Here is an 8,186-nt window from a genome sequence, read left to right as displayed (position 1 = left end):
CCGCACCGCACCGCACCGCACCGCACCGCACCGCACCGCACCGCACCGCACCGCACCGCACCGCACCGCACCGCACCGCACCGCACCGCACCGCACCGCACCGCACCGCACCGCACCGCACCGCACCGCACCCGGATCATGATCGTGCTCGATCCTGGATCGAGTGGCCTCCAAGCGACAGTTGGGCACTAAATCCAGGATCGAGCACGATCATGGCCGACTCGGGCCGGCGGTAGCAGGTAGCAGGCAGCGCAGCGCGGGACGTGGTTGTGCTGGAACGGGTCGAGCGCGGCACCCGGAACGGGTACCGCGCTCGATGCTGCCGAACCGGAGTCGGCTCAGACGTTGAAGCCGAGGGAGCGGAGCTGGTCCCGACCCTCGTCCGTGATCTTGTCCGGCCCCCACGGCGGGAGCCACACCCAGTTGATCCGGATGTCGTTGACGAGGCCGCCGCCCGGGCCGGTGGTCAGCGCCTGCCGGGTCTGCTCCTCGATCACGTCGGTCAGCGGGCAGGCCGCCGAGGTGAGCGTCATGTCCAGGGTCGCGACGTTCTCGTCGTCGACGTGCACCCCGTACACCAGGCCAAGATCGACCACGTTGATGCCGAGCTCCGGGTCGACGACGTCCTTCATCGCCTCCTCGATCTCGGCGATGACGGCCTTGCTGACGCCGGCCGCCGGGGTGGCGGCGTCGCCGGCACCCTGCGTGGCGGCGCCGTCGGGCGTCACGGCGCCGGTCTGCGGCGTCGCGGTGGCGTCGCCGGCCTCCGACGTCGCCTCGATAGCGGTGTTCTCGCTCATGCCTTCACCTCCGGGCTCACGCCCACACCGGCGCGTGCCGCGGCGTCCTTGAACGCCATCCACGGCAGCAGCGCGCACTTGACCCGAGCGGGGTAGCGGGCCACACCCGCGAAAGCCACCCCGTCACCGAGTACGTCCTCGTCCGGCGTGACCTGGCCACGTCCGGACATCAACTCGACGAACGCCTCGTGCACCTCGAATGCTTCCCCAGCGCCCCGACCGCGCAGCAACTCGTGCAGCACGCTCGCCGACGCCTGGCTGATCGAGCAGCCCATCCCGTCGTACGAGATGTCGTGCAGCACCGCGCCGTCGGTGGCGATCCGGACGGTGACCTCGTCGCCGCAGGTTGGGTTGACGTGGTGCGCCTCCGCGACGTGGTCGCCCGAGTCCTCGGCGTCGCGCAGGCCACGCCCGTGCGGGTGCTTGTAGTGATCCAGGATGATCTCCTGGTAGAGCTGGTCGAGCTGCATCAGTCGAACACCTTCCGTACCTGCTCCAGACCGGTCACCAGGGCGTCGATCTCCTCGGTGGTGGTGTAGAGGTAGAACGAGGCCCGGGTCATCGCCGGGACGCCGAACCGGCTGCACACGGGCTTGGCACAGTGGTGGCCCACCCGCACCTGCACGCCGAGCGAGTCGAGCACCTGACCCACGTCGTGCGGGTGGACGTCACCCAGCGCGAACGAGATGGTGCCGCCCCGGCCCACGGGCACGGTCGGGCCGAAGATCCGCAGGTCGCGTACCGAGCCGAGGGCCTCCAGCGCGTACGCCGTCAGCTCCTTCTCGTGCCACTGGATGGCCCGCATCCCGATCCCGGTGAGGTAGTCCACGGCCGCGCCGAGCGCGACCGCCTCGGCGATGGGCGGGGTGCCGGCCTCGAACCGGGCCGGTGGCGCGGCGAACGTCGACCGGGCCATGGTGACCGTCTCGATCATGGAGCCGCCGCCGAACACGGGCGGCATCGCCGCCAGCAGGTCGCCCCGGCCCCAGAGCACACCGATGCCGGTCGGACCGCACATCTTGTGCCCGGTGAAGACGATGAAGTCGGCGTCCAGGTCGACCACGTCGATGGGCAGGTGCGGCACCGACTGCGAGCAGTCCAGCAGCAGCAGAGCCCCCACCTCACGGACCCGCGCGGTGATCCGGGAGGTGGCGTTGATCGTGCCGAGGATGTTCGACATGTGCACCAGCGAAACGATCTTCGTCCGCTCGGTGACCAGGTTCTCCAGGCCGGACTCGTCCAGCCGCCCCTGGTCGGTGACCGGGAACCAGCGCAGGGTCGCGCCGGTCCGCTCGCAGAGCAGCTGCCACGGGACGATGTTCGAGTGGTGCTCCATCTCGGAGATCACCACCTCGTCGCCGGGGCCCAGCCGGAACCGGGGGTCGGCGTCGGCGCGCAGCGAGGCGTTGGAGAACGCGTACGCCACGATGTTGATCGCCTCGGTGGAGTTCTTCGTGAACACCACCTCGTTGGTGCTCGGCGCGTTGAGGAACGCGGCAACCTTCGCCCGCGCCCCCTCGTACGCCTCGGTGGCCTCGGTGCCCAGGGTGTGCACCGAGCGCGACACGTTGGCGTTGTGCCGCGCGTAGTGCTCCCCGAGCACGTCGAGCACCTGGCGGGGTTTGTGCGAGGTGTTGGCGCTGTCGAGGTAGACCAGCGGGTGCCCGTTGATCTCCCGGTCCAGGATCGGGAAGTCGGCGCGCACCCGGGCCACGTCGAAACGCGGCACGTCGTCGTACTGCGGCATCCCTGTCGGGATCGCGATGCTGGTCATCTCGGCAGCGCCTCTCCCGCTCAGGCCTTGGCCGTGCCGGCCCCGGCGGCGTACCGCTCGTAGCCCTCGGCCTCGAGCTTGTCGGCCAGCTCCGGGCCGCCCTGCTCGACGATCCGGCCGGCCACGAAGACGTGCACGTAGTCCGGCTTGATGTAGCGCAGGATCCGCGTGTAGTGGGTGATCAGCAGCACGCCGGTGTCGCCGGTGTCGCGGACCCGGTTGACGCCCTCGCTGACCACGCGCAGCGCGTCCACGTCGAGGCCGGAGTCGGTCTCGTCGAGGATGGCGATCTTCGGCTTGAGCAGCTCCAGCTGGACGATCTCGTGCCGCTTCTTCTCACCGCCGGAGAAGCCCTCGTTGACGTTGCGCTGGGCGAACGCCGGGTCCATCTGGAGGCGCTCCATGGCGCCGCGCAGCTCGCCACCCCAGGTGCGCAGCTTCGGCGCCTCGCCGTCGATGGCGGTCTTCGCGGTGCGCAGGAAGTTCGCCACCGAGACGCCGGGCACCTCGACCGGGTACTGCATGGCCAGGAACAGGCCGGCGCGGGCCCGCTCGTCGACGGTCATGGCGAGCACGTCCTCGCCGTCGAGGGTCACCGAGCCGCTGGTGATCTCGTACTTGGGGTGACCGGCGATCGAGTACGCCAGGGTGGACTTGCCGGAGCCGTTCGGGCCCATGATCGCGTGGGTCTCACCGGAGCGGACGGTCAGGTCGACGCCGGCCAGGATCGGCTTGAGCTCACCCTCGGGCAGCTTGACCGACACCTTCAGGTCGCGGATCTCCAGGGTGCTCATTATCGGGTCACTCCATTACTCGGCGTCAGGCTGAGGTAGATGTCGCCGTCGCGGACTTCGACGGGGTAGACGGGTACGGGTTCGGTGGCCGGCAGGCCGGAGGGCTGCCCGGTGCGCAGGTCGAAGCGCGACCCGTGCAGCCAGCACTCGAGTGTGCAGCCGTCGACCTCACCCTCGGAGAGGGCGACCGAGGCGTGCGAGCACTCGTCGTAGGCGGCGTAGAACTCGCCGTCCTCGCCGTGCACCAGCGCGATCGGGGTGCCGTCGACGTCCGCGCTGATCGCGGTGCCCTTCGGCACGTCCTCGGTGGAACAGATCCGGATCATCAGGCGCCGGCCTTGGTGAGCCGGGTCTCGATCGCGTCGCCGAGACGCTCGCGCAGCGACTCCACCGGGATCTTGTTGATCAGCTCGGCGAAGAAGCCGCGGACCACCAGGCGGCGGGCCTCACCCTCCGGGATACCCCGGGCCATCAGGTAGAACAGCTGCTCGTCGTCGAAGCGGCCGGTCGCGCTGGCGTGGCCGGCGCCGGCGATCTCGCCGGTCTCGATCTCCAGATTGGGTACGGAGTCCGCCCGCGCGCCGTCGGTGAGCAGCAGGTTCCGGTTGATCTCGTACGTGTCGGTGCCGGTCGCCTCGGCCCGGATCAGCACGTCGCCCACCCAGACGGTGTGCGCGTCCTCACCCTGCAGGGCGCCCCGGTAACCGACATAGCTGCGGCAGTCCGGAACGCTGTGGTCGACCAGCTGCCGGTGCTCCAGGTGCTGCCCGGAGTCGGCGAAGTAGACGCCGTACAGCTCGGCCTCGCCGCCCCGGCCGGAGTATTCCACCGAGGTGAACTGCCGCACCAGGTCACCGCCGAGGCTGACCTGGACGTGCGTCACCCGGGCGTCCCGACCCAGCTTGATCTTGAGGTGCTGTGCCTGCACCGCGTCGTCGGCCCAGTCGGCGACGGTGACCAGGATCAGCTTCGCCCCGTCGGCCACGGAGACCTCGACGTTGTCGGCCAGGGTCGCCGAGCCGACCTGCTCCAGCACCAGGGTCACCTCGGCGAACCGGCCCACCTCGACGAAGGTGTGCCCGAAGGTCAGGCCCTCGGCGCCCTCGCCGACCACCCGCAGGCTCACCGGCGCACCCACCACGACGTCGCTGGCCACGGTGAGCAGCAGCGCCTGGCCGGCGCCCCCGTACGCGAGCGCGCTGACCCGGTCGACCGGGGTGAGCACGCTGCCCACCCGCGGGTCGTCGGTGCCGATGCGCTCGACGGCCACGCCCTCGGGCAGGTCGGCGTACTCGTGCCGGACCGTGCCGGTCGCGGCCTGCGGCTCACCGGCGAGGCCGCGCAGCCGCTTGAGCGGGGTGAAACGCCACTCCTCCTCCAGGCCCGTGAGGGCCGGGAAGTCGGCGACGTCGTACGAGCGCAGCGCCTGCGACTTGGTGCTGGGCGGCGCGGAAGCCTGGGTAGTCATTTCTTCCTTGGTCTGTTCTACGACGACGGTGTCTGGTGCTCGGTCGGCGGGGCGGGCGGCGTCAGCCGACCGCGCCCTCCATCTGGAGTTCGATCAGCCGGTTGAGCTCCAGGGCGTACTCCATCGGGAGCTCCTTGGCGATCGGCTCGATGAAACCGCGCACGATCATGGCCATCGCCTCGTCCTCGCTCAGGCCCCGGCTCATCAGGTAGAAGAGCTGGTCGTCACTGATCTTGGAGACGGTCGCCTCGTGCCCCATCGACACGTCGTCCTCACGGATGTCGACGTACGGGTAGGTGTCCGAGCGGGAGATGGTGTCGACCAGCAGCGCGTCGCACTTGACCGTGCTCCGGCTGTGGTGCGACCCCTCCAGCACCTGCACCAGACCGCGGTACGAGGTGCGGCCTCCGCCCCGGGCGATCGACTTCGACACGATGGTCGAGGAGGTGTGCGGCGCGGCGTGCACCATCTTGGCGCCGGCGTCCTGGTGCTGGCCCTCGCCGGCCATGGCCACCGAGAGCACCTCGCCCTTGGCGTGCTCGCCGGTCATGTAGACCGCCGGGTACTTCATGGTCACCTTGGAGCCGATGTTGCCGTCGACCCACTCCATGGTCGCGCCCTCGTGACACACGGCACGCTTGGTGACCAGGTTGTAGACGTTGTTCGACCAGTTCTGGATGGTCGTGTACCGGCAGCGGGCGTTCTTCTTGACGATGATCTCCACGACCGCGCTGTGCAGCGAGTCGGAGGAGTAGAGCGGAGCGGTGCAGCCCTCGACGTAGTGCACGTACGCACCCTCGTCGACGATGATCAGCGTCCGCTCGAACTGACCCATGTTCTCCGTGTTGATCCGGAAGTAGGCCTGCAGCGGGATCTCGACCTGCACGCCCTTCGGCACGTAGATGAACGAGCCGCCGGACCACACGGAGGTGTTCAGCGCGGCGAACTTGTTGTCGCCGACCGGGATCACCGTGCCGAAGTACTCCTTGAAGACGTCCTCGTGCTCGCGCAGCGCGGTGTCGGTGTCCAGGAAGAGGACGCCCTGCTCCTCAAGGTCCTCACGGATCTTGTGGTAGACGACCTCCGACTCGTACTGCGCCGCCACGCCGGCGACCAGCCGCTGCTTCTCCGCCTCCGGGATGCCCAGCCGGTCGTAGGTGTTCTTGATGTCCTCGGGCAGGTCCTCCCAGCTGGTGGCCTGCTTCTCGGTGGACCGCACGAAGTACTTGATGTTGTCGAAGTCGATCCCGCTGAGGTCGGCGCCCCACGCCGGCATCGGCTTGCGGCCGAACAGCCGCAGACCCTTCAGACGCAGGTCGAGCATCCAGGCCGGCTCGTTCTTCTTGGCCGAGATGTCCCGCACCACCGCCTCGTTGATGCCGCGCTGGGCGACCGCCCCGGCGGCGTCCGGGTCGGACCAGCCGTACTCGTAGCGACCCAGGGCGGCGAGCTGCTCTTCCTGGGTCAGGGGCTGGACGATCTGCTCGGTCATCTATCTGTCCTCACAGTGGTGACGGGATTACCGGACTGGGCGCGGCCCGGCTGGGCCGGGATGTGCGTGGTGCACACCCCGTCGCCGTGCGCGATGGTGGCCAGGCGCTGTACGTGGGTGCCGACCAGACGGGAGATCACCGCGGTCTCGGCCTCGCACAGCTGGGGAAACTCGGCGGCCACGTGCGCCACCGGGCAGTGGTGCTGGCAGAGCTGGCCGCCGGAGGCGATCGTGGTCGCGTTGGCAGCGTAACCCTCGGCGGTGAGCGCACCGGCGAGTGCCTCCGCCCGCGCGAGGGGGTCGTCGCCGGCGTCCTCCATGGCCGTCCGGCAGCGGCCCTCAAGGGCGGCCACCTGCTCGGTGGCGAACTCCTCGACCGCGCCGGAGCCGCCGCTGCGGGCGATCCACCGCAGGGCGGCGGTGGCCATGTTGTCGTAGTGGTGCGTGCCACAGCGGACCCGCGCGGCCTCGGTCAGCCGGAACACCTTGGCCGGACGACCCCGACCGCGGCTGCCCTGCACCACCTGCTCGCGGGCGACCACGTCGCCGTCGGCGAGCATCGCGTCCAGGTGTCGGCGGATCGCCGCCGGGCTGAGCCCGAGAGCCGAGCCGAGCTGCGCCGCGGTCGTGGCGCCCCGCTCCAGCAGCAGCTGGGTGACCCGGTCCCGGGTGGAGACCTCGGTCGGGTTGGCGCCGCCGAGCGCGGCGTGCGTGGTCACGATCGGCGCGGACGTGGACGCACCGACGGCCGGACCGGCCGTCGGCTGCCGCCCGGAGAGCGCCGCCGCGTTTTTCACAACGCCAACGTTACGTAATTACTCGGAGGGTGGCAAACCCCGGTTCCGGTGATCCGAACCACCGACGCGGCGGAGTCGGACGAACCTCGATCACTACGATGCGTAGGATTTGCGCCGTGAACCGATTCGTCCGTCCGGTCTCCGGCACCCTGCTGCGCCGCCTCACGCTCGCCTCGATCATCGCGAACGTGGGCATCGTCGTCACCGGCGGGGCCGTCCGGTTGACCGCCTCGGGCCTCGGCTGCCCGACGTGGCCGCGGTGCACCGACGCGTCGTACACCACGACGTCCGAGATGGGCGTGCACGGGGTGATCGAGTTCGGCAACCGGATGCTGACCTTCGCGGTGGGCCTGATCGCGCTGGCGACCGTGCTGGCCGTGCTCGCGCACCGGCCGCGTCGGCCCGGGCTGCTGGCGCTGGCCATCGCGGTCTTCCTGGGCATTCCGGCCCAGGCGGTGATCGGTGGCATCACCGTGCTGACCAACCTCAACCCGTGGGTGGTCGGGCTGCACTTCCTCGCCTCGATGGCGGTGATCGCCGCCGCGTACGCCCTCTGGCGGCGCGTCGTCGAACCCGACGGCCCGACGGCGGCCGTGGTGCCGGCGCCGCTACGCGCGCTGGCCCGGGTCACCACGGGCGTCGGCGTCGCGGTGCTGGTCATCGGCACCTGGGTCACCGGCAGCGGCCCGCATGCGGGCGACCACGGCGCCGCCCGCAACGGACTGGACCCGGAGTCGATCTCCCAGGTGCACGCGGACAGCGTCTTCCTGCTGCTCGGCCTCTCGGTGGCGCTGATCTTCGCGTTCCGCGCGGTCGGCGCACGGCGGGCCACCCGGGCCGCGGTGATCCTGCTCGCCGTGGAGCTGGGCCAGGGCTTGATCGGCTTCGTGCAGTACTTCACCCACGTGCCGGCCGTCCTCGTCGGCGCGCACATGCTCGGCTCCTGCCTGGTGCTGCTCGCCGCCCTCTCCGTGCAGTGGTCCACCCGCGAACGCCGCCCGGCCGCCCCCGCGCCCCAGGCCACCACTCCCGCCGACGCCGAAGCCGTCCCGGTCACCGCC

At 70.4% G+C, this 8,186-nt stretch carries 9 protein-coding genes; 1 reads left to right on the top strand and 8 read right to left on the bottom strand.

Translation table 11 applies throughout. From position 1 onward, the window contains the following. Window positions 1-338: 338 nt before the first annotated feature. The 8 genes from DKT68_RS30100 to DKT68_RS30065 form a co-directional block, all read right to left on the bottom strand. Window positions 339-800, bottom strand: a complete 462-nt coding sequence (locus DKT68_RS30100) for a metal-sulfur cluster assembly factor (protein WP_109820758.1) — start codon at window positions 798-800, stop codon at window positions 339-341. Continuing rightward, window positions 797-1,270 (bottom strand): Fe-S cluster assembly sulfur transfer protein SufU, encoded by a 474-nt coding sequence (gene sufU, locus DKT68_RS30095; protein WP_109820757.1) that lies wholly within the window; start codon window positions 1,268-1,270, stop codon window positions 797-799. The genes DKT68_RS30100 and sufU overlap by 4 nt, the downstream gene beginning before the upstream one ends. Then, complete coding sequence (locus DKT68_RS30090; RefSeq protein WP_109820756.1) at window positions 1,270-2,574, bottom strand: cysteine desulfurase; 1,305 nt, start codon at window positions 2,572-2,574, stop codon at window positions 1,270-1,272. Before DKT68_RS30090 ends, sufU begins: the two co-directional genes overlap by 1 nt. Before the next feature lie 20 nt (window positions 2,575-2,594). Beyond that, entirely contained in the window at window positions 2,595-3,368 is a 774-nt protein-coding gene (gene sufC, locus DKT68_RS30085) for a Fe-S cluster assembly ATPase SufC (protein WP_109820755.1), read from the bottom strand. Then, window positions 3,368-3,694: a non-heme iron oxygenase ferredoxin subunit gene (locus tag DKT68_RS30080; RefSeq protein ID WP_109820754.1), complete on the bottom strand. Its 327-nt coding sequence runs from the start codon at window positions 3,692-3,694 to the stop codon at window positions 3,368-3,370. The genes sufC and DKT68_RS30080 overlap by 1 nt, the downstream gene beginning before the upstream one ends. After that, window positions 3,694-4,836 carry a Fe-S cluster assembly protein SufD gene (sufD, locus tag DKT68_RS30075; protein ID WP_109820753.1) on the bottom strand — a complete coding sequence of 381 codons (1,143 nt, stop codon included), beginning with the start codon at window positions 4,834-4,836 and terminating at the stop codon, window positions 3,694-3,696. Before sufD ends, DKT68_RS30080 begins: the two co-directional genes overlap by 1 nt. A gap of 61 nt (window positions 4,837-4,897) precedes the next feature. After that, window positions 4,898-6,328, bottom strand: coding sequence for a Fe-S cluster assembly protein SufB (gene sufB / locus DKT68_RS30070; RefSeq protein WP_109820752.1), 1,431 nt, complete (start codon window positions 6,326-6,328; stop codon window positions 4,898-4,900). Then, the gene (locus DKT68_RS30065; protein WP_407940811.1) at window positions 6,325-7,125 is read right to left on the bottom strand and encodes a helix-turn-helix transcriptional regulator; all 801 of its coding nucleotides are present in this window, start codon (window positions 7,123-7,125) and stop codon (window positions 6,325-6,327) included. Before DKT68_RS30065 ends, sufB begins: the two co-directional genes overlap by 4 nt. 98 nt (window positions 7,126-7,223) lie before the next feature. Between DKT68_RS30065 and DKT68_RS30060 the strand changes: the two genes are divergently transcribed. Beyond that, window positions 7,224-8,186: COX15/CtaA family protein (locus DKT68_RS30060; RefSeq protein WP_109820760.1), on the top strand; the 963-nt coding region annotated here is incomplete at its 3' end.

Source organism: Micromonospora acroterricola, assembly GCF_003172955.1.
GTDB classification, from domain to species: domain Bacteria; phylum Actinomycetota; class Actinomycetes; order Mycobacteriales; family Micromonosporaceae; genus Micromonospora; species Micromonospora acroterricola.
This window is presented reverse-complemented; position numbering and strand designations above follow the sequence as displayed.

What these genes read in the sequence shown, in the direction of transcription:
- DKT68_RS30100 (WP_109820758.1), bottom strand. Translation starts at nt 800, where the DNA reads ATGAGCGAGAACACCGCTATCGAGGCGACGTCGGAGGCCGGCGACGCC.
- sufU (WP_109820757.1), bottom strand. Translation starts at nt 1,270, where the DNA reads ATGCAGCTCGACCAGCTCTACCAGGAGATCATCCTGGATCACTACAAG.
- DKT68_RS30090 (WP_109820756.1), bottom strand. Translation starts at nt 2,574, where the DNA reads ATGACCAGCATCGCGATCCCGACAGGGATGCCGCAGTACGACGACGTG.
- sufC (WP_109820755.1), bottom strand. Translation starts at nt 3,368, where the DNA reads ATGAGCACCCTGGAGATCCGCGACCTGAAGGTGTCGGTCAAGCTGCCC.
- DKT68_RS30080 (WP_109820754.1), bottom strand. Translation starts at nt 3,694, where the DNA reads ATGATCCGGATCTGTTCCACCGAGGACGTGCCGAAGGGCACCGCGATC.
- sufD (WP_109820753.1), bottom strand. Translation starts at nt 4,836, where the DNA reads ATGACTACCCAGGCTTCCGCGCCGCCCAGCACCAAGTCGCAGGCGCTG.
- sufB (WP_109820752.1), bottom strand. Translation starts at nt 6,328, where the DNA reads ATGACCGAGCAGATCGTCCAGCCCCTGACCCAGGAAGAGCAGCTCGCC.